Origin of the sequence: Streptomonospora nanhaiensis (assembly GCF_013410565.1) — a bacterium.
In the GTDB taxonomy this organism is placed as follows: domain Bacteria; phylum Actinomycetota; class Actinomycetes; order Streptosporangiales; family Streptosporangiaceae; genus Streptomonospora; species Streptomonospora nanhaiensis.
The window spans coordinates 677,047-695,256 of sequence record NZ_JACCFO010000001.1; the positions used below are offsets into that span (position 1 = coordinate 677,047).

Below are 18,210 nucleotides of genomic sequence, written 5' to 3' on the forward strand. Positions count from 1 at the left end.
TGCGTTTGAAGTGGTTTTAACGTAGTACTACAATTAGAGTGGCGTCAAGTGGGAAACGCACGGGGGCCCGCGCACAGGCCCCGGGCCGGCACCGGGTCGTCCCGTGCGCCGACGCCCAGCCGCCCGCGCGCGGGGCGGCAGCAGCCGTGGCGGGTGGCGTGGCGCCGCCGCGGGGCGGTCCCTCAGCGGGCCGGCGGGTGCGGGGTGTCCGCCGGCCCGCTCTCGCCCGCGCCGGCGGGGGCGCCGTCGGCAAGCGCGGCGAGCATCCGCAGCTTCTCGTCGCTGCCGCTTCCCTTGTCGGGGTAGTACACGACGAGGATGACGTCCTCGATGGGCAGCTTGTCGCGGTGGACCGCCAGTTCGCCGACGACGGGGTGGTGGACGGTGGTGGTGCCGCCGTCGAGCCTGCGCACGTCGTGGCGGGCCCACAGGGTGCGAAACCGCGGGCTGGCCAGTGCCAGCTCCCCCACGAGCTCCACGAACCGCGGGTCGTCGGTGTCGTCGCCGATGGTGGTGCGAAGAGCGCCGATGAAGTCCTCGGCGGCCTTGGCCCAGTCCTGGTGGAACGCCTGCTCCTCGGGGTCCAGGAACAGCGAGCGGAGCCGGTTGTTCCCGGGCACCAGCCGCGGGGAGAAGGCGAGCGCCAGGGGGTTGGCGGCCAGGACGTCGAAGGAGCGCCCCTCGACGAACGCCGGCAGGGGAAGGTGGGCCAGGAGCTGGTGCACCCGCGCCGGTACGCGCTCGGGCCGCCTGCGGCGCGGCGCCCGGGGGCGGGCCGCCGCCAGGCCCAGCAGGTAGGTCCGCTCGACGTCGTCGAGCCGCAGGACGCGCGCCAGCGACTCCAGGACCTGGGGCGAGGGGTTGCGGTCGCGGCCCCGCTCCAGGCGCAGGTAGTAGTCGGGGCTGATCCCGGCGAGCAGGGCGACCTCCTCGCGGCGCAGGCCCGGGACGCGCCGGGTGCCGCCGGAGGGGATCCCCGCCTGCTCGGGGGAGACCAGTTCGCGCCGGGCGCGCAGGTACGCGCCCAGCCGGTTGTCGGTTCCCGGGTCCTTCATGGCTCCACCGTAGTGCGGGGCGCTCGCCGAAGAGGGGGCCCTGCCGGGACCAGGGACAGCCGGGGCACTGCCGCCTTGCGCCGGAGCCGCCCAGACTCGCGTCGGACCGTTTTCACAGGGGCGCCGCGGACCGGCCGCGGCGCCGCACGGAAGGGACGAACCCGTGGACCTCTCCCAGCGCACCGTCCTCATCGTCGGGGGCACCTCCGGTATCGGCCGCGAACTGGCGCGGCGGTTCGCCGCGGCGGGCAGCACCGTGGCCGTGGGCGGCCGCAGCGCGCGGGCGCGCACCGACCTCTCCGGCGAGGGCATCGACGCGTTCGACGTCGACGTCACCGACGAGGAGTCCGTCGCCCGCGCCCGCGACGCCGTGCTCGACCGGCACCCCGGCCTGGACACCGTGGTGACCATGGCGGGCGTCATGCTCATGGAGGACCTGCGCGACCCCGGGCACTTCGCGGCGGCGCGCACCACCGTCGACACCAACCTGCTCGGCACCATCCGGGTCGTCGACGCCTTCACCCCGCACCTGATCCGGCGCGGCTCCGGCACCTTCGTCACCGTGACCTCCGGCATCGCCTTCCTGCCGTTCCCGCCCATGCCCACCTACGCCGCCTCCAAGGCCGCGGTGCACGCCTACTCCGAGGCCCTGCGGGCGCAACTGGAGGGCACCGGAGTCGGCGTCGTCGAACTGGTGCCCCCGGCCGTGGCCACCGGGGGCCAGGAGAAGGTGAACCCGCACGCGCTGCCGCTCGACGACTTCGCCGAGGAGGCCATGGGGCTGCTCGCCCAGGAGCCCACCCCCAACGAGATCCTGGTCGAACGGGTCCACATGCACCGCTGGGCCGAGCGCGACGGCACCTACGCCGACCTCGTCGCGCAGCGCTCCCAGGCCCTGGCCATGCTCCCCGGCCGCCAGGGCTGACACCCGCCGGGCGGGCCGTGCGCCGGCGGCACCCGCCTCCGCGGCCCCGCCGCCCGGCCCGCCCTCGCCGCAAAACCGGTGGCCTGCGCCGGGGCACGCGCCCTACACTCCGGTGCCGACCGCCGCGCCGACGTAGAGGGGGAGGAGCCGGTGGACCAGGCCCAGGAGACCGTGGCCGTGCTGCGGCGGGTGCTCGGCCCGGCCCTGGCCGGCGCCTACCTGCACGGCTCGGCCGTGCTGGAGGGCCTGGGGCCCCACAGCGACGTCGACGTGTTCGCCGTGGTGCACCGCCCCACCACCCACCGGGAGCGCCGCGCCCTGGTGGCCGGGCTGCTGCCGATCTCGGGCGCCCCGGCCCGTCCCGTGGAGCTGACCGTGGTGGCCGCCGCCGACATGCGCCCCTGGCGCTACCCCCCGCGCCGCGAGTTCCAGTACGGGGAGTGGCTGCGCGCCGACTACGAGCGCGGCCACGTCCCCGAGCCCCGCCCCGACCCCGACCTGGCGCCGCTGGTGGCCCTGGTGCTGCGCGGCGACCGCCCCCTCTACGGCCCCCCGCCCGCCGACCTGCTCGACCCGGTCCCCGACCCCGACCTGCGCCGCGCCGTGGCCGCCGGGGTGCCCGGCCTGCTGGCCGAACTGGAGGAGGACACCCGCAACGCCGTCCTCACCCTGGCCCGGGTCTGGACCACGCTGGCCACCGGCGAGATCCGCTCCAAGGACGCGGCGGCCGCCTGGGCGCTGGAGCGGCTGCCCGCCGAGCACCGGCCGGTTCTGGCCCGCGCCCGCGCCGTCTACCGCGGCGAGCACCCCGAGGACTGGAGCGACCTGCGCCCGGCCCTGCGCGCCCACGCCGAGCACGTCGCCGGCGTCATCGCGGCCCTGGCCCCCGGCGCCGCCGACCGGCCGGGCGGCTGAGCGCGCCGCGCCGCGCGGGCTAGGCTTGCGCGGGTCCCGCGCGGCGCGGGACCCCCGTCCACGACAGGAAGGACCTCCGTGACCGAGCAACTCGCCCCGATGCCCGCCGACTGGCAGCGCGCCCTGGCGATCGTCGCCCACCCCGACGACCTGGAGTACGGCGCGGCCTCGGCGATCGCCCAGTGGACGGCCCAGGGCCGCGAGGTCGCCTACGTCCTGGCCACCCGGGGCGAGGCCGGGATCGCCACCCTGGACCCGGAGCGCGCCGCCCCGCTGCGTGAACGCGAGCAGCGCGCCAGCGCGGCCGTGGTGGGCGTCTCCTCGGTGGAGTTCCTGGACCACCCCGACGGGGTCGTGGAGTACGGCCCCGCGCTGCGCCGCGACATCGCCGCCGCCATCCGCCGCCACCGCCCCGAACTGGTGGTCACGCTCAACCACCGCGACACCTTCGGCGGCACCTTCTGGAACAGCCCCGACCACAAGGCGGTGGGCCGGGCGGTGCTGGACGCCGTGGCCGACGCGGGCAACCGGTGGATCTTCCGCGACCTGGCCGAGTCCGGCCTGGAGCCGTGGGAGGGCGTGCGCTGGGTGGCGGTGGCCGCCTCGCCCCGGCCCACCCACGCCGTGGCCGCCGAACCCGGAATGGAGCAGGCGGTGCGCTCGCTGCTGGAGCACCGCGCCTACATCGAGGCGCTCACCGACACCGACCCCGAGACCTACGCGCGGGAGTTCCTGGCCCAGTCCACCGGCGCCGCCGCCGAGCGGTTCGGCGGCCGGCCCGCGGTGACCTTCGAGGTCTTCGCGTTCTGAGCCCGCCCGCGCGCGGCCGCCCTCAGCCGCGGGGCGGGTTGAGGGCCACCGCCTTGAAGAAGGTGTAGTGGAACGTGCCGCCGTCCTCGGCGGTGCGCAGCAGGTCGGCCACGCCCCGGTCGAAGTCCTGTGCCCTGATCCGGCCCCCCGCCAGCGCGGGCACGCGCACCGCCGCCATCACCCCGGTGAAGGTGGTGCGGACGAACCCGTTGACCAGGGCGGGCCGGGTGGCGTCGGCGTAGACGGTGCGCGGGCGCACCGCCACGTCGCGGAAGCCGGCGCCGGACAGCAGCGGTTGCAGCCGGCGCCCGATCAGCGCGTCGCCGCCGGCCGCCGCCTGCAGGCGCACCTGCTCGGCCACGACCGCCTCGGCGTAGGGGCTGGCCGGGTGGAAGAGCGCCGAGCCGTGGTCGCCCTCGACCACGGTGAGCGTGCCGCCGGGGCGCAGCACCCGGCCCAGTTCCCGCAGCGCGCCGGCGGGGTCGGCCACGTGCTCCAGGACGAAGCAGACGAAGACGTGGTCGAAGGCGGCGTCGGGGAAGGGCAGGTCGAAGAGGTCGGCTTGGTGCCAGCGCACGCGCGCGCCGGGGGCCGCCTCCGCCACGCGCTCGCGCGCCCGGGCCAGGGAGTCGGCGGCGCGGTCCACGGCGGTGAGGTCGATTTCGGGGCTGCGGGCGAGCAGGTGGACGGTCTGGGCGCCCACCCCGCAGCCCGCCTCCAGCACCCGGCTGCCCGGGGCATAAGCGGTGCCCTCGTGGAGCAGGTCGGCCAGGGTGTCGGCCTGGTCGCCCAGCCGCCGGGCCTCGTGGTCGGAGTAGCCGTGCACGTAGTCGACCGCCATCGCGATCGCCCCCTTCGTCGTCTGCGTCGTGGCCGGTCGGCCGGTGCCCGCCGGCCGGGCGCTCACCACTCTGCTGGCACTATGGACCGGTGAACAGGTCCAATCGCGCACCGGATGAGGGGTCCAAACCGGCGGGGGCCGACTTCCTCCAGCTCGACCTGACCCAGGCGCCCCGGGGCGGGCGCGCCGACTGGCTGGCCGACCGGCTGAGGGAGGCCATCGGCGACGGCCGGCTGCCGGTGGGCAGCAGGCTGCCGGCCACCCGGGTGCTCGCCGCCGAACTGCGGGTCTCGCGCGGCGTGGTCACCACGGCCTACGAGCGGCTCGTGGAGGACGGCCACGTCGCCGGGCGCGGCCGGGCGGGCACGGTCGTGGTGGCGGTGCCGCCGCCCGCGGGCGGGGCGCCCGCCCCGCCGCCCGAGCCGGCGCCCGACCCCTTCGCGGCGGCCCCCGACGGCGCGGTGTTCGAGCGGCTGCGCGCCGCACGGGCGCGCATCGACCTCACCCCGGGGGTGCCCGACCTGACCGCCTTTCCGCGCGCGGCCTGGCTGCGCGCCGAGCGGGCGGTGCTGGCGCGGCTCTCGGCGGCCGACCTGGGCTACGGCGACCCGCGCGGCGCACCGGCGCTGCGCGCGGCCGTGGTGCGCTGGCTGGCCCGCAACCGGGGGGTGCGCGCCGATCCCGGCGAGGTCATCGTGGTCTCGGGGGTCGCCCAGGCGCTGGCCCTGGTCGCCCAGGTGCTGGGGGAGCAGGGTGTGGCGCGGGTGGGCGTGGAGGACCCCGGATCCCTGGGGGCCCGCCAGCACCTGGCCCGCGCGGGCATGGCGACCCCGGCCCTGCCGGTGGACGCCGAGGGGGTGTCGGTGGCCGCGCTGGCGGAGTCGGGGGTGGAGGCGGCGCTCCTCACCCCGGCCCACCAGTTCCCCACCGGGGTCGTGCTCAGCGGCGAGCGGCGCCGCGCGCTGGCGGAGTGGGCGCGCGCCGGCGGGATCGTGGTGGAGGACGACTACGACGCCGAGCACCGCTACGGCCGCCCGCCGGTTCCGGCGCTGCGCTCGCTGCTGCCCGAGAGCACCTGCTACACCGGCAGCGTCTCCAAGCTGCTGGCCCCGGCGCTGCGCCTGGGCTGGCTGCTGGTGCCGCGCCGGCTGCACGCGGCGGCGGTGGCCGCCAAGCGGTTCGCCGACCTGGGCAGCGCGGTGCTGCCGCAACTGGTGCTGGCCCGCCTGATGGACTCCGGCGAACTGGAGCGCCACCTGCGCGCGGTGCGGCGCCGCCACCGGCACCGCCGCGACGCCATGGTCGCCGCGCTGGCCGAGCACCTGCCCGGCGCGGCCGTGCACGGTGCGGCGGCGGGCCTGCACCTGCTGGTGACCCTGCCGCCCGGGGTGGGCGACACCGCGCTGGCCGCGGCCTGCCTGGAGCGGGGGGTGAAGGTTCAGCCGCTGTCCTGGCACGCCCAGCGGCCCCAGCCGCCGGGGCTGGTGCTGGGCTACGGCGCCCGGCCGCCCGGCGAGATCGCCGAGGGGGTGGCGGCGGTCGGGGCGGCCCTGCGCGCCCTGCGCTGAACCGGCGAGGCCCGCCCCAAACGGAGACGCCGCGTCTCGGAAACCGGTAGGCTCGGCCCATGGAACAGCAGCGGCGGGCGGGGCCGGGGCGGCCGCGCAGCCAGGCGGTGCGCGCGGCCATCCTGCGGGCGGCGCTGGCCGAACTGGAGGAGCGGGGCTATGCCGCGCTGACCGTCGAGGGTATCGCCGCGCGGGCCGGCGCGGGCAAGCAGACCATCTACCGCTGGTGGCCCTCCAAGGCCGACGTCGTCCTGGACGCCCTGCTGGACACCGCCGCCGAGCGCGTGCCCGTGCCCGACGAGGGCTCGCTGGCGGCCGACCTGGACGCCTTCCTCGCGGCCACCTTCCGCCAGGAGGGCCAGCGGGCCGTGCTGACCGGGCTGATGGCGCAGTCGGTGCTGGACCCGGCCTTCGCCCAGGCCTTCGGCGAGCGGTTCCTGGCCGGCCGCCGCGCCGCGCTGCGCGGCCTGCTGGAGCGCGCCCGCGCGCGCGGCGAGGTCGACCCCGGCGCCGACCTCGACCTGCTCGTCGACGTCGTCTACGGCACCCTGTGGTACCGCATGCTGGTGGGCCACGCGCCCCTGGACGCCGAGACCGGGCGCCGCCTGGCCGCCCTGGTGGCCGACGCCGCGCGTCCGCGGCACCCCGGCTGAGCCGGGGCGGCGGACGCGCCCGGGCCGGGGTGCCGTGCGCCACACCGGACACCGGTTGACCTCAACCTTGGTTGAGGCGGAAGGCTGGCGGCCATGGACACCACCACCGCCCCCGCCGCCCACGACGCCGACATCGCCGCGCTCACCGAGGTCGTCGCCACCGTCGAGCACGCCCAGAACAACGAGCTCCCCGAGGAGTTCATCGGCCTGTTCCGCGCCGACGCGGTGTGGACCACCGGCCACGGCAGGCTCCTGGTGGGCCGCGACGCCATCGCCGCCTTCACCCGCCAGGTCCTGCCCGGCGCCTTCGCCCAGGGCGGATCGGTCACCTTCGAGGTGGTCCACGTGCTGTTCCTGCGCCCCGACGTGGCCGCCGTCAAGGTCCGCCAGCGCTACTACACGATGCGCGAGGGCGAACTCGAACCGGACGGCGAGGGCACGCCGCTGTTCGTGATGACCAAGGAGGACGGCCGCTGGCTGCTCACGGCCTGCCAGAACACGGTCGTCCACGACGCCTGAGCCGCCGAGGAGGGGCGCCGCTGCCGCCGGCGTCCGCGGAAGGGCACCGGCCCGCGGGTGCCGCACCTCACCCCGGGGCCCTGTCACAGCGCCCGGCCCGGCGGCATCCCATGGTCGCCGGCCACCCGCGGGACCGCCCGCGGGGGCGATCAAAGGAGAGACGCCGTGGACATCGCGCTGTGGACCGCCGCCGGACTGCTGGCCGCCGCCTACCTGTTCAGCGGGGCGGGAAAGATTTTACTGCCCAAGGAGAAGGTGGCCGCCTACCGGCACGGCGGCTGGGCCGACGACTTCAGGCCCGGCTCCCTCAAGGCCATGGGGGCCCTGGAGGCCGCCGGCGCCCTCGGCCTGGTCCTGCCCGCCCTTCTGGGAATCGCCCCGGTGCTGGTCCCGCTGGCCGCCATCGGGCTGATGGCCGTGATGGCAGGCGCCATGGCCGTGCACCTGCGGCGCGGGGAGCCCCGGCTCGCCGCGGGCAACTTCGTCTACTTCGCCCTGCTCGCCTTCGTTGCGTGGGGCCGCCTGGCCGCCGAGCCCTTCACCGGGTGAGCCGGCGCGGCGGGCCCGCGGAGGGGGCGCGGCGGCCCGGCGCCCGCCCGGCCCGCGCGGGCACGCCGCTCACCGCGTGGCGGTGAAGACCGGCGCGGGCGCCCCCTGGGGCCCCACCCACGCGTCCGGCCGCGCGGGCGCCGCCGGGCGCGGCAGCACCAGCGCCCGCCCGAAGGCGGCCGTGAAGTGGGCCAGGACGCGCATGACCGCCGGCAGCGTCACCGCCGCGAAGGCGCCCAGGCCGGCGTTGACGGCCATCTCCACCGCGTCGCCCGAGCCCAGGCCCGCCAGCTCCGCCAGGCCGATGTTGCCCGGGGTGTCGGGCAGCGTCCAGGAGTACAGCGGGAAGGCGAGCCCGGCCAGGGCCACCGACCACCAGGCCACGGTCACCGCGAAGGTCGCCACCGCCACCGGAAACCGCAGCAGGGTGCCCAGCGCGTCCAGCCAGCTCTGCCCGCAGAACAGCGGCGCCAGCAGGCGCCGCCAGGGCCCGGCGCCGGCCGGGGCCGGGCGGTAGCCGACCACCGGCAGCGGACGCTCCAGCGCCTCGGCGGCCAGGGCGCGGTCCACCCCCGCCATCCCGCGCGCCATCAGCAGGGTCAGCGCCAGCACGAACAGCCCCAGCACCACCACCAGGGTGCCCGCCCCCAGCGACAGGCCGGTCACCACCAGGCAGAAGGCCACCACCGACAACGGCAGCGACAGCAGGGTGTAGCGGGTCTCGGCGCCCAGGCGCCGCAGCAGTGCGTTCATGGCCTCAAGGCTTCCACCGCGCGGGCGCCGGCGCAGGGGCCCGCACCCCTCGACCCGGGGTGGTGCGGGCTCCACCCCGCACCGGCGAACGGGGGGTGTCCTAGGCTGCTGCGGTGACACACGACACCACCCCCGCATCCCCGGCACCCGGCGCCCGCCCCGCCGCCCCCGTGCGCTGGGGCGTCCTGGGCACCGGCGCCATCGCCCACCGGTTCATGACCGGGCTGCGCGCCCTGCCCGACGCCCACGTGGCCGCGGTGGGCTCGCGCGGCGCCGCCACCGCCGAGGAGTTCGCCCGGACCTGGGACATCCCCCGCGCCCACGCCTCCTACGCCGACCTGGCCGCCGACCCCCAGGTCGACGTCGTCTACGTCGCCACCCCCCACAGCGTCCACCGCGACGCCGCCGTGCTGTGCCTGGAGGCCGGCCGGCACGTGCTGTGCGAAAAGCCGCTGGCCGTCAACGCCGCCCAGGCCGAGCAGATGGTGCAAGCCGCCCGGAGGGCCCGGCGCTTCCTGATGGAGGCGATGTGGACCCGCTTCGCCCCGGCCATGGCGCGGGTGCGCGAACTGGTCGCCGAGGGCGCCATCGGCGAGGTGCGCATGGTCACCGCCACCATCGGCGGGCACGTGCCCTACGACCCCCGCGGCCGGCTGTTCGCCCCCGCCCTGGCCGGGGGCGCGCTGCTGGACGTCGGCGTCTACCCGGTGGCCCTGGCCAGCGAGTTCCTCGGCGAGATCACCGACGTGCAGGCGCGCGCCGCGCTGGCGCCCACCGGGGTGGACTCCCAGGCGGCCGTGGTCCTCACCGGCGCCACCGGGGCGCTGGGACTGCTGGGCTGCTCGGTGGAGGCCCACATCCCCCGCCGCGCCGCCGTGGTGGGCACGGCCGGCAGCATCGAACTGGCCGACTGGTACTGCCCCACGGGCCTGGTGCTGCACCGCGCCGGCGCGCGGCCGGAGGAGTTGGAGTTCCCCCACACCGCCAACGGGTTCGAGTACGAGGCCGCCGAGGTGCAGGCGCGGCTGCGCGCGGGCGACCTGGAAAGCCCGCTGATGAGCTGGGATGAGAGCCTGCGCATCGCCCGGGTGCTGGACGCGGTGCGCGAACGCGTGGGCGTGGCCTACCCCGGCGAGCGCGCCTAGCCGCCGACCGCGCCGCCGGGCGGGCGGGCCTCGGGGTCGCGGCCCAGGACCGCGCGGCCGCCGTCCAGCGGCAGCACCGCCCCGGTGACGAAGGCGGCGGCCTCCGAGAGCAGGAAGGCGGTCGCGGCGGCGGCCTCCTCGGGGCGGCCCACCCGCCCCAGGGGGTGCAGGGCCGCCATCTCGCGCTGCAGCGCGGCCGCGGCCTCCGGCGCGGCGCCGGCCACCTGGGCCTCATAGCGGGCGGTGGCCACGGTGCCCAGGGCCAGGGCGTTGGCGCGGACCCCCTGGGGGCCGTGGTCCACGGCCACCGCCCGCGTCAGCCCTTCGACGGCGGCCTTGGCGGTGGCGTAGGGCAGCGCGCCGGGCACCGGGCGCCGCGCCTGGTGGGAGGAGACGTTGACGATGGCGCCGCCGGTGCCGGCGGCAACGAACCGGCGCACCGCCACCGCGCAGCCGGTGACGACGGGTGCGAGGTTGGCGGCGATGAGCGCGGTGACCTCGGCGGGGGAGGCCCCCAGCAGGTCGGCGTCGCGGAAGACGGCGGCGTTGTTGACCCAGCCGGCCAGCGTGCCCGCGCGCTCGGCCAGGTCGGCGGCGCGCAGCGCCACGGCCTCCTGCGCGGCGTCGCCGGCGACCGCGCTCAGCCGCGCGGCGGCGGGGTGGGTCCGCGTCCAGGACAGGGCGTGTTCGTCGAGGTCGATGACGGTGACGGCGTGGCCGTCGGCCAGCAGCCGCTCGGCCACGGCCCGCCCGATGCCGCCGGCCCCGCCGGTCACCACGTGGGAGCGCATGGCGGCCAGGATGCCACGGTCCCCGGTGGAGCGCGCAGGCGCCCCGCCCGCCGACGCGCGGGGGACGGTCAGGGCACCGGCTGGGGGACGGGGTCGGGGGCGGGCACATGGGCGCGGCGGTGCTGCTGGGGGCTGACCCCGTAGCGGCGCTTGAACGCCGCACTCAGCGCGAAGGGGGTGGCATAGCCCACGCGGCGCGCGGCGGCGGTGACGGTGACCTCGGGTTCGCGCAGCAGGTCGGCGGCCAGGGCCAGGCGCCACCCGGTGAGGTAGGCCATCGGCGGCTCGCCCACCACCTCGGCGAAGCGGCGGGCCAGGGTGGCGCGCGAGACCCCGGTGCGCTCGGCCAGGTCGGCCACCGTCCAGGGGCGGGCGGGCTCCTCGTGCAGCAGCCGCAGCGCCGGGCCGACCACGGGGTCGCCCTGGGCACGGTACCACGCCGGGGCGTCGGGGTCGGGGCGGGAGAACCAGGCGCGCACCGCCGAGATCAGCAGCAGGTCCAGCAGCCGGTCCAGCACGACCTCCTGCCCGGGCTCGTCGCGGTCGATCTCCTCGTCGAGGACCCCCACCAGCGGCGAGCGCCACATGCCGGCCGTGAGCACCACCGCCGGCGGCAGCGCCGAGAGGATGCGCCGGCCCACCTCGGTGCCCAGGCAGTAGGTGCCCACCAGCAGCCGCACCGACCCCTGGGGGTTGGTGCCCCAGGTGCGCACCCCCAGCCGCATGGAGTCGGCCAGCGGGCGGCCGTCGACGGTGGAGCAGTGCTGGCCCGGCGTGCCGGGCCGCTCGGGGCCGATGACCACCTGCACGGGGGTGGCGGGGGAGTCGGCGAAGGTGTAGGGCTGGGGGCCGCGCAGCAGCGCGACGTCGCCGGGCCCCAGCCGCTGGGGGCCGGTGCCGGCGGCGCTGAGGTGGGCCTCGCCGTGCACGACCGCCACCAGCGACAGCGGCGCGCGGTCCTCCACGCGGATGGACCAGGGCGGGTCCACCGCCACCCGCAGCAGGAAGGCGCCGCGCGCGCGGGGGCCGTCGAGCAGCCCGGCCAAGGGATCCATGCCCGAAAGCTTAGGACCCCCGCGGCCGCCGGGGAGCGACGCGGAGCAGGTGGGGAGGGGGCGGTAGGGCCCGGAACGCGGGCCGGGCGGGCGCGGTCCGGCGGCTTCGGCCGGATCGGCGCCGCCCCGCACGGCTGCGCGCACCGCCGCGGGGCCAGGCCCCCCCGGCTGAGACGCCTGCGTATGGCTCTGAGCGGGCAGGCCATGTCCGACCGACGCCCCCAGTTGCTTGACTGGTTGCCATGACGACGACCGACACCACCGACACCACCGCCGGGCGCGCCCCGGCGCACACCACCCTGGTCCTGGGCGGCACCGGCAAGACGGGGCGCCGCGTGGCGGCGGCCCTGCGGGCGGCCGGGCGCGCCGTGGCCATCGGCTCGCGCTCGGCCACCCCGCCCTTCGACTGGACCGACGAGTCCACCTGGCCGGCGGTGCTGGCCGGGGTCGGCTCCGCCTACGTCGCCTACTCCCCGGACGCCGGGTTCCCCGGAGCCGCCGAGGTCATCGGCCGCTTCGCCCGCCGCGCCGCCGACACCGGCGTGGACCGCCTGGTGCTGCTGACCGGGCGCAACGAGGAGGGCGCCCTGCGCAGCGAGGAGGCTTTGCGCGCGGCCGGGACCCGATGGACGGTGGTGCGCGCGGCGTTCTTCGCGCAGAACTTCAGCGAGGACTTCATGGTGGAGCAGGTGCGCGCGGGCGAACTCGCGATGCCCGCCGCCGACGTGCCCGAGCCCTTCGTCGACGCCGACGACGTGGCCGAGGTGGCCGCCGCCGCCCTGCTGGACGAGGGACACGACGGCCGCGTCTACGAGGTGACCGGGCCGCGCCTGCTCACCTTCACCCAGGCCCTGGCCGAGATCACCGCCGCCACCGGCCGCCCCGTGGCCTACCGGGCACTGGAGCCGGGTGAGTACGTGGCGGCCATGGTCGCCGGCGGCGCCCCCGCAGAACTGGCCCGCCCGCTGGCCGAGGTGTTCACCGAGATCCTGGACGGGCGCAACGCCCACCTGGGGCGCGGCGTCCAGGAGGCGCTGGGGCGCGAGCCGCGCGACTTCGCCGACTACGTCGCCCGGGCCGCCGCCGGCGCGTGGCCGCGCCCGGCCCAGGCCGCGGAGCCGGCCCGTGGCTGACCTGGTGCGCACCGGCCTGCTGGTGGCGGCGATGGTGGCCACCGGCTGGTTCGCCGGGCTGTTCTTCACCTTCCAGATCGCGGTCATGCCGGGCCTGGCCCGCTGCGAGGACCGGGTCTTCACGGCGGCGATGCGGGCGATGAACACCGCGATCCTCAACCCGCTGTTCGCCGTGGCGTTCGTCGGCTCGCCGCTGTCCCTGGCGGGTGCCGCGCTCGCGCACCTGGCACCGGCCCACCGCCCGGCGCTGGTGTGGATCGCGGCGGCGTTCGTCCTGGTGGTCCTGGTCGTGGTGGTCACGATGACCCGCAACGTCCCCCTGAACGACGCCCTGGAGCGCGAGGGCGCCGCCGCCGCGGACGACGCCGGGCACGCGGCGGCGCGCCGCCGCTTCGCCGGCCCGTGGGTGCGCTGGAACGCCCTGCGCACCGCCGCCTCGGCCCTGGCCGTGGCCTGCCTGGCGGCGGCCATGGCCGCCTAGCGCCCGCCCCGGGCGGGGTGCCGCCCTGCGGGTGCCGCGCGCGGGCGCCCGCAGGGCGCTCAGGCGGCGGGGCTGGCGGTGCGGTTGTAGTGGTCGGCGATCTCGTCGCTGGTGGTAATCCAGGCCTCGGGCTGGGCGGCGAGGTAGGCCAGCGCCTGGTCCAGGTACTTGGCGCGGAACGCCTGGCCGGTGACGAAGGGGTGCAGCGCCAGCGCCATCACCCGCCCGCCGGTGCGCGCGTCGGCGCGCAGCTGGTCGAACTGGTCCTTGACGACCTGGACGAACCCCGGTCCGGTCAGGCCGCTGGGAAAGAGCATGAGGTCGTTGAGTTCGACGCTGTAGGGGACGCTGATCAGCCCGGGGACCTTCAGCGGGTAGGGCTGGTCGTCGTTGGTCCAGTCCAGCACGTAGTCCAGTCCCAGTTCGGCGAGCAGGCCGGGGGTCTGGAAGGTCTCGGTGAGGCCGGGGCCCATCCACCCGCGCGGGCGGCGCCCGGTGGCGCCGGCGATGGTGTCGACCACCTCGGTGAGGTAGGCGCGCTCCTGCTCGGGGTCCATGCCCGTCTGCAGGATGGAGTTGGTGCGCCCGTGCGCCAGCCAGGCCCAGCCGCGCTCCAGCCCGGCCTTGACGATCTGGGGGTTGTGGTGGACGACGTCGGAGTTGAGCAGGGCGCTGGCGCGCATGCCGTGGCGGTCCAGGATCTCGGTGATGCGCCAGACCCCCACCCGGGCGCCGTAGTCGCGCCAGCCGTAGTTGAGGGCGTCGGGCACCAGGTCGGCGGTGCCGGGCCAGATGCTGGTGGAGGGGCGGTCGATGAGGAAGTGCTCGATGTTGAGGCCGATGTAGACGGCCACCTTGGCGTCGCCCGGCCAGCTCAGCGGCGGGCGCTCGGTGATGGGGCTGTAGTCGAAGAGGGCGTTGTCGTGTGCCATGGCTTCATGCTGGTCGGGGGCCGCGGGGGGAGCAAGATCGACCTGCTCTATGATCGGTGCGCCCCGTTCACCGATCACGCCGGGAGTGTGGTGTGGAGCGGCACGAGATCGAGGCGTTCCTGGTCCTGGCCGAGGAGCTGCACTTCCGGCGCACCGCCGAGCGGCTCGGGCTGGCCCAGGGGCGGGTGAGCCAGACCATCAAGAAGCTGGAGGGCCGCCTTGGCGTGCAGCTGTTCGAGCGCACCAGCCGCCGGGTGGCGCTGACCCCGGCCGGCGCGCGGCTGCGCGACGACCTCGCCCCGGCCTATGCGCAGATCCGCCGGGCGGTGGCGCGGGCGGTGGCCGCCGGCAAGGGCTTCACCGGGGAGCTGCACGTGGGCTTCTCCTCCCAGTGGGCCGGCGACCTGCTGTACCAGGCCGCCGAGGTCTTCACCCGGGCCCATCCCGAGTGCGCGGTGCGCGTCCACGAGGTGCCGGTGACCGACCCCTTCGCCGCGCTGCGGGCCGGCCAGGTGGACCTGCAGCTCACCGAGTTCCCCGTGGTCGAACCCGACCTGGAGGCCGGCCCGGTGGTGTTCTCCGAGCCGCGCGCCCTGCTGGTGCCCCACCGCCACCCCTTCGCCCGGCGGGCGTGGGTGTGCCTGGAGGACCTGGCCCACACCCCGCTGGTGACCCTCTCGGGCGCCGCCCCCGACTACTGGCGCGAGTACCACTACCCCTCGCGCACGCCCCAGGGGCGCACCGTGGTCCACGGCACCGCCGCGGAGTCCTGGGCCGAGGTGCTGGCGCTGGTGGCCACCGGGCACGGCGTCTCGCCCGCGGCGCTGCGCGGCGCCCAGTACCACTCGCGCCCGTGCCTGGCGTTCGTGCCGATGCGCGGCGCGCCGCCGGTGGAGTACGGGCTGGTGTGGCCGCGCCGGGGCCGCACCGCGCGGGTGCGCGCCTTCTGCGACACCGTGCTGGAGCGGCGCGCGGCCCAGGACGGCGCCCCCGCGTCGGCGACCGGCGCGGGGGCGCAGGCCCGGGCGCTCAGCCTGAGCCGCTGAGGGGCAGCCGCAGCACCGAGGGGTGCTCGGGGTCGTGCAGGACCTCCACCCGCACGGGCCGCATCGCCGTGCCCAGGCGCCGCCCGGTGCCCAGGTTGCGGTCGTAGCGGGGGAAGGCGCCACCGGCCAGGAGCAGGGCGAGGCGGTGCCCGGCGGCGAAGCGGTGGGCCAGGGGCCACAGGTCCACCCGGGCGGTGCGCACCCGGCCGGGCTCCGCGGGGGCCAGGCGCACCAGGCCGTCGCTGACGTGGGTCATGGCGCCCTGGGGGTCCACGTCGCACAGCCGCGCGTAGACGTCGGCGCTGGGGCCGTCCAGGCGCACCGCGACCTCGGCGCTGAGGGGGCCCGCGGCGGTGAGGCCGTGCTCCAGGCGGGGGCCGGTGAAGGCGAGCACGTCGGGGCGGGCGGCCAGGGGGCGGCTGTCGGGGGCGCCGCCGCCGTAGAGGAGCGGGCCGCCCAGGGCGGGGGTGGGGTCGGCGGGGTCGTAGCGCAGGCGCGAGGGCGGGGCGCAGGCGGGCGGCGCGGTGGCGAGCACCCCGCCGGGGTGGGCGTACCAGGACTGCTCGCCGGTGCCGGGCGGGGGCCAGCCGGGCAGGTCGGCCCAGTGCCCGGCGCCGGTGACGAACAGCCGCACCGGCGGGTCCGCGGGGGCCGGTGCGCCGCGCAGGGCGTGGTCGAGCACGGCGAAGGCCGCCCGGTGGTAGTCGGGGGTGAACAGGCCCCACCCGTGGGGCCAGGGCCCCACCAGCAGCCGCACGTCGCGCCCGGCGCCGCGCAGCGCCGCGTAGCCCTCCAGCACGCCCGGCAGGAACACGTCGTGCCAGCCGCCGGCCAGGTGCACCAGGGGCGGCAGGTGGGCGGCGTTGGCGCGGTGGTCGCAGGCCCCCCAGGCGGGGCCGGGCTCGGCGTTGCGCACCCACTCCTGGTAGAGGGCGATGGGGCGGTGGGCGGCGGCGCGGTCGGCGCGGTGCAGGGGCAGGTGCGCGGCGGCGCGGGGCGCGCGGCGAGCGGCCGCGCGGGTGGCGCGCAGGGCCCGCCAGGCGCCGGTGTCGGTGCGCCCGCCGGTGATGCGGCGGGTCTGGTCGGCCCAGCGCAGCCAGTCGCCCAGGGCGAAGGCCCCGCCGCGGTAGAGCACGCCGGCGTAGAACTCGGGCGGGGCGTCCTGGATGAGGGCGGCGCGCCACTCGGGCACCGGGCGGCGGGCCATCTCCCACTGGGCGTAGCCCAGGAAGCTGGCGCCCCAGGTGGCGAAGGCGCCGGGGAACCAGGGCTGGGCGCGCAGCCACGCCAGCAGGGCGTCGGTGTCGCCGGGGTGCAGCCGCCAGCCGGTGAAGCGGCCGCTGGAGCCGCCGGTGCCGCGCAGGCTGACGGCCAGGGACTGGTAGCCGCGCTCGGCCAGCAGCCGCATGAGCCAGGTGAGGGGGCGCCGGCCGTAGGGGGTGCGCAGCAGGACGAGGGGGGCGCGGGGGTCTCCGGCGGGGTGGGCGCGGTCGGCGCGCAGCCGGCCGCCCTCGGGCAGGGGGACCGACAGGCCGCGGTGCAGGCGCGGGGTGCCGCCCGGGGTGCGGCGGCCGGGGGCGCGGGGCATGGTCGACCTGGCTCCTTGAGGGGCGCGCCTTCAGCGGTGGGCGGCGCGGGCGGGCTCGGCCAGGACGGTGTCGAGCAGGCCGGGGAAGCGGGCCTCCAGGTCGGCCCGGCGCAGGGTGATGTAGAGGCGGCGGCCGTCGCGGCGCTGGCGGATGACGCCGCTCTCGCGCAGGGTGCGCCAGTGGTGGGTCATCGAGGACTTGGGGACGTCGGGCACCACCTCGCCGCAGAAGCGCTCCTGGCCGGAGGCCAGGGCGCGGGCGATGCGCAGGCGCACGGGGTGGCCCAGGGCGGCGAGCACGTCGACCAGTTCGATGTCGGCGGTGTCGGGGTGGTGGAGCGCGGCCATGGTGCCAACTCTACGCCGAGGGCGCGGGGCGGCCGGGGTGCGCGGTTGACACCCCCGTCCCGCTGTACGAGGATCTCGAACCAGCAAATGTACGAGAAGTTCGTACAATCGAACTTTGCGGTCCGCGCCGGACCGCCCGACACCGAGGACGGCCATGACCCCTCCCGCATCCGACCCGCTCTCCGACTCCGCCCTGGCCGCCTCACTGGAGGGCGGCTTCGCCAGCCGCCACGCCGACGCCGGCCCCGTGCGCCTGCACTACGTCGAGGGCGGCACGGGCACCCCCGTGCTCCTGCTGGGGGGCTGGCCCCAGACCTGGTGGCAGTGGCGCCGGATCATGCCCGCCCTGGCCCGGCGCCACCGCGTCCTTGCCGTGGACCTGCGCGGCATGGGCGCCTCGGCCAAACCCGCCGGCGGCTACGACAAGAAGACGATGGCCGGCGACATCCGCGCCCTGTGCGAGGCGCTGGACCTGGGCCCGGTCCACCTGGTGGGCCACGACATCGGCGCCATGGTCGCCTACGCCACCGCCGTGCACCACCCCGGCACCGTGGCGCGCCTGGCCCTGCTGGACGTGCCCCACCCCCACGCCGGCTGGCGGGAGATGCGCCTGCTGCCGGCCGACCCCGCCGACGCCAACGCCCCCGCGGGCGAGCGCTCGGCCACCTTCCTGTGGTGGTTCGCCCTCAACCAGGTGCGCGGCCTGCCCGAGCGCCTGCTGGCCTCATCAGGCGGCATGCGCCCCGTCGTCGACTGGCTGGCCGACTACCTGGCCGCCGACCCCCGGGCCCTGGACGAGCAGGCGCGCCGGGTCTACGCCCGCGCCTACGCCGACCCCGAGGCCGTACGCGCCGGAAACGCCTGGTACCAGGCGTTTGCCGCCGACATCGCCGACGCCGGCGACCACGCCCCGGTGCGCGCGCCGCTGCTGGCGCTGGGCGGGCGCCTGGGCAACCACGCCGACCTGGCGCGGTGGGCGCCGGGCGCGGGCACCGACGTGCGCGTGGCGGCCGTGGAGGACTGCGGCCACTACCTGCCCGAGGAGCGGCCGCGGGAGGTGCTGGCGGCGCTGGCCGGCTTCCTGGACTGATACCGGCCGGCGC

The 18,210-nt window shown here is 77.4% G+C and carries 20 protein-coding genes; 12 read left to right on the forward strand and 8 right to left on the reverse strand.

Annotated elements, in window-relative coordinates:
* Positions 1 to 182 precede the first annotated feature (182 nt).
* Positions 183 to 1,055: a helix-turn-helix transcriptional regulator gene (locus tag HNR12_RS02895; RefSeq protein WP_179765983.1), complete on the reverse strand. Its 873-nt coding sequence runs from the start codon at positions 1,053 to 1,055 to the stop codon at positions 183 to 185.
* Positions 1,056 to 1,218: 163 nt separating this feature from the next.
* Here HNR12_RS02895 and HNR12_RS02900 point away from each other — a divergent pair, with 163 nt between their 5' ends.
* The 3 genes from HNR12_RS02900 (at position 1,219) to HNR12_RS02910 (ending at position 3,705) form a co-directional block, all read left to right on the forward strand.
* On the forward strand, positions 1,219 to 1,980 hold the full coding sequence (locus HNR12_RS02900; RefSeq protein WP_179765984.1) for an SDR family oxidoreductase: 762 nt from the start codon (positions 1,219 to 1,221) through the stop codon (positions 1,978 to 1,980).
* A gap of 150 nt (positions 1,981 to 2,130) precedes the next feature.
* Positions 2,131 to 2,895 (forward strand): aminoglycoside adenylyltransferase family protein, encoded by a 765-nt coding sequence (locus HNR12_RS02905; RefSeq protein WP_179765985.1) that lies wholly within the window; start codon positions 2,131 to 2,133, stop codon positions 2,893 to 2,895.
* Positions 2,896 to 2,973: 78 nt separating this feature from the next.
* A complete protein-coding gene (locus HNR12_RS02910) occupies positions 2,974 to 3,705 on the forward strand; it encodes a PIG-L deacetylase family protein (protein WP_308118439.1) in 732 nt (243 codons plus the stop codon).
* A gap of 22 nt (positions 3,706 to 3,727) precedes the next feature.
* Here HNR12_RS02910 and HNR12_RS02915 read toward each other — a convergent pair whose 3' ends face one another.
* Positions 3,728 to 4,546 (reverse strand): methyltransferase domain-containing protein, encoded by an 819-nt coding sequence (locus HNR12_RS02915; protein WP_179765986.1) that lies wholly within the window; start codon positions 4,544 to 4,546, stop codon positions 3,728 to 3,730.
* 89 nt (positions 4,547 to 4,635) lie between these two features.
* On the opposite strand from HNR12_RS02915, the gene pdxR reads away from it, so the two are divergent.
* The 4 genes from pdxR (at position 4,636) to HNR12_RS02935 (ending at position 7,835) form a co-directional block, all read left to right on the forward strand.
* Positions 4,636 to 6,114, forward strand: coding sequence for a MocR-like pyridoxine biosynthesis transcription factor PdxR (gene pdxR, locus HNR12_RS02920; RefSeq protein ID WP_179765987.1), 1,479 nt, complete (start codon positions 4,636 to 4,638; stop codon positions 6,112 to 6,114).
* Between the two features lie 59 nt (positions 6,115 to 6,173).
* Complete coding sequence (locus tag HNR12_RS02925; protein ID WP_179765988.1) at positions 6,174 to 6,767, forward strand: TetR/AcrR family transcriptional regulator; 594 nt, start codon at positions 6,174 to 6,176, stop codon at positions 6,765 to 6,767.
* Positions 6,768 to 6,860: 93 nt separating this feature from the next.
* Positions 6,861 to 7,286 (forward strand): SgcJ/EcaC family oxidoreductase, encoded by a 426-nt coding sequence (locus HNR12_RS02930; RefSeq protein ID WP_179765989.1) that lies wholly within the window; start codon positions 6,861 to 6,863, stop codon positions 7,284 to 7,286.
* Positions 7,287 to 7,451: 165 nt separating this feature from the next.
* Positions 7,452 to 7,835, forward strand: coding sequence for a DoxX family protein (locus HNR12_RS02935; RefSeq protein WP_179765990.1), 384 nt, complete (start codon positions 7,452 to 7,454; stop codon positions 7,833 to 7,835).
* Between the two features lie 69 nt (positions 7,836 to 7,904).
* Here HNR12_RS02935 and HNR12_RS02940 read toward each other — a convergent pair whose 3' ends face one another.
* Positions 7,905 to 8,588 (reverse strand): sensor domain-containing protein, encoded by a 684-nt coding sequence (locus tag HNR12_RS02940; protein ID WP_179765991.1) that lies wholly within the window; start codon positions 8,586 to 8,588, stop codon positions 7,905 to 7,907.
* Positions 8,589 to 8,701: 113 nt separating this feature from the next.
* Here HNR12_RS02940 and HNR12_RS02945 point away from each other — a divergent pair, with 113 nt between their 5' ends.
* A complete protein-coding gene (locus HNR12_RS02945) occupies positions 8,702 to 9,733 on the forward strand; it encodes a Gfo/Idh/MocA family protein (RefSeq protein WP_308251240.1) in 1,032 nt (343 codons plus the stop codon).
* On the opposite strand, the gene HNR12_RS02950 is transcribed toward HNR12_RS02945, so the two are convergent.
* Entirely contained in the window at positions 9,730 to 10,524 is a 795-nt protein-coding gene (locus HNR12_RS02950) for an SDR family NAD(P)-dependent oxidoreductase (RefSeq protein WP_179765992.1), read from the reverse strand. The genes HNR12_RS02945 and HNR12_RS02950 overlap by 4 nt on opposite strands.
* A 68-nt stretch (positions 10,525 to 10,592) precedes the next feature.
* Positions 10,593 to 11,579: an AraC family transcriptional regulator gene (locus HNR12_RS02955; protein ID WP_179765993.1), complete on the reverse strand. Its 987-nt coding sequence runs from the start codon at positions 11,577 to 11,579 to the stop codon at positions 10,593 to 10,595.
* Positions 11,580 to 11,821: 242 nt separating this feature from the next.
* Between HNR12_RS02955 and HNR12_RS02960 the strand changes: the two genes are divergently transcribed.
* On the forward strand, positions 11,822 to 12,712 hold the full coding sequence (locus tag HNR12_RS02960; protein ID WP_179765994.1) for an NmrA family NAD(P)-binding protein: 891 nt from the start codon (positions 11,822 to 11,824) through the stop codon (positions 12,710 to 12,712).
* Positions 12,705 to 13,193 (forward strand): anthrone oxygenase family protein, encoded by a 489-nt coding sequence (locus HNR12_RS02965; RefSeq protein ID WP_179765995.1) that lies wholly within the window; start codon positions 12,705 to 12,707, stop codon positions 13,191 to 13,193. Before HNR12_RS02960 ends, HNR12_RS02965 begins: the two co-directional genes overlap by 8 nt.
* A gap of 59 nt (positions 13,194 to 13,252) precedes the next feature.
* Here the strand turns inward: HNR12_RS02965 and HNR12_RS02970 are convergent, their stop codons facing one another.
* The gene (locus HNR12_RS02970; protein WP_179765996.1) at positions 13,253 to 14,125 is read right to left on the reverse strand and encodes a polysaccharide deacetylase family protein; all 873 of its coding nucleotides are present in this window, start codon (positions 14,123 to 14,125) and stop codon (positions 13,253 to 13,255) included.
* 92 nt (positions 14,126 to 14,217) lie between these two features.
* On the opposite strand from HNR12_RS02970, the gene HNR12_RS02975 reads away from it, so the two are divergent.
* Positions 14,218 to 15,171 (forward strand): LysR family transcriptional regulator, encoded by a 954-nt coding sequence (locus tag HNR12_RS02975; RefSeq protein ID WP_179765997.1) that lies wholly within the window; start codon positions 14,218 to 14,220, stop codon positions 15,169 to 15,171.
* Here the strand turns inward: HNR12_RS02975 and HNR12_RS02980 are convergent.
* On the reverse strand, positions 15,155 to 16,759 hold the full coding sequence (locus tag HNR12_RS02980; RefSeq protein WP_179765998.1) for a CocE/NonD family hydrolase: 1,605 nt from the start codon (positions 16,757 to 16,759) through the stop codon (positions 15,155 to 15,157). The genes HNR12_RS02975 and HNR12_RS02980 overlap by 17 nt on opposite strands.
* Positions 16,760 to 16,789: 30 nt before the next feature.
* The gene (locus HNR12_RS02985) at positions 16,790 to 17,107 is read right to left on the reverse strand and encodes an ArsR/SmtB family transcription factor (protein WP_179765999.1); all 318 of its coding nucleotides are present in this window, start codon (positions 17,105 to 17,107) and stop codon (positions 16,790 to 16,792) included.
* Between the two features lie 154 nt (positions 17,108 to 17,261).
* Here HNR12_RS02985 and HNR12_RS02990 point away from each other — a divergent pair, with 154 nt between their 5' ends.
* Positions 17,262 to 18,197 carry an alpha/beta fold hydrolase gene (locus HNR12_RS02990; protein ID WP_179766000.1) on the forward strand — a complete coding sequence of 312 codons (936 nt, stop codon included), beginning with the start codon at positions 17,262 to 17,264 and terminating at the stop codon, positions 18,195 to 18,197.
* Positions 18,198 to 18,210 lie beyond the last annotated feature (13 nt).